Source organism: Pseudoalteromonas sp. S554, assembly GCF_005930865.1.
GTDB lineage: Bacteria > Pseudomonadota > Gammaproteobacteria > Enterobacterales > Alteromonadaceae > Pseudoalteromonas > Pseudoalteromonas marina.
In genome coordinates this window covers 1-1,031 of record NZ_PNDV01000170.1, presented here as the reverse complement: position 1 = coordinate 1,031, position 1,031 = coordinate 1, and the positions used below count along the sequence as shown (strand labels likewise).

3 protein-coding genes are annotated in these 1,031 nt (G+C 38.5%); 1 reads left to right on the top strand and 2 read right to left on the bottom strand.

What is annotated here, in order from left to right; all coding sequences use genetic code 11:
* Positions 1-316 (top strand): hypothetical protein (locus CWB65_RS19905; RefSeq protein ID WP_171047604.1); only part of this gene is annotated, 316 nt, incomplete at its 5' end.
* A gap of 101 nt (positions 317-417) precedes the next feature.
* Here the strand turns inward: CWB65_RS19905 and CWB65_RS19520 are convergent.
* Both CWB65_RS19520 and CWB65_RS19515 read right to left on the bottom strand, forming a co-directional pair.
* Positions 418-726 (bottom strand): hypothetical protein, encoded by a 309-nt coding sequence (locus tag CWB65_RS19520; RefSeq protein ID WP_138741290.1) that lies wholly within the window; start codon positions 724-726, stop codon positions 418-420.
* 122 nt (positions 727-848) lie between these two features.
* On the bottom strand, positions 849-1,031 hold a 183-nt coding region (locus CWB65_RS19515), incomplete at its 5' end, for an IS3 family transposase (RefSeq protein WP_138741289.1).

Genomic DNA, 1,031 nt, shown 5'->3' with positions numbered 1-1,031 from the left:
TGGTTTAGCCGACGGTTACTATCATGCAATCGATGTCGAAGGATGTATCGCAACATACAATGACGCCGAAGCTGATGTTGCCAACGCTTTCGTTGAAGAGCTATTTATCGCTGGGCAAGGCTTTAGCGAAGGTGTAATAAATTCTTACCAAGCTAAAGGATATGATATTACTAGCTATGAGTTGCACAGCGCTTTGTTAGAAGCATTTACCAATACAAAGTCTGAGCAACGTTGGGCTAAGAAAAGGAAGGCCTTCTTAACAGCAATAGCACAAAGTTCTAGAGTGCCAACGGAGCCTTTGCAACTTGCTGTTTAACGTCGATGAGTACTTGGAGAGAAAAACCTACGCCGTAGGTTTTTCTTTGAGAATCATTCTATATCAATAATTCAGGTCGTATTTATTCTACTGTTTGAATATTATACACAATGCTGTTCAGATAAAGCTGAAACAGCCTTATAAAATTTATCTACCAAATCTTTTGCACAAGACATATCCCTAGAGAGAAAGTCAGGGCAATCAATGTTATCGAGCTTTAAGCTGTAAAAGTTATCTTCAAACTCGAAGTAGTCTTCAAGCTCTTCTAAGATCTCGTCTATCGACTCTTGAGTAGGCAAACTTTTTGACGCTAAGAGTTCATGGTACTCGTTTAATGCCTGTTCGAAAGCACGACTGACTGAGATACCATCCTGCAGCGCTTCAATGGTGTCGTGAATATAGTCTGTCAAAATACTTGGTGTCATTTACACTGTTTCCTTTAATTATTAATTTAAAGCGAAAGCAGTTTAAATCGATGTCTCTTTTTTCTTGAGTGTGTATCGTTGACATTGATTATGAGTGTGTGTAGTGGTCAACTAATTTTGGCCACAGTTTTAGAATCTTGGTATCTAACCTCAGATTCATTTGGCGCTAAACCGGCATTATAATGATGTGGCCTAACGTTGTTGTAATACCCGTTGATATAATCACTCACACTATATTTAGCATCTTTAAAGTTTTCGTATCCAACCTTTGGCATCCACTCCGTTTTAAA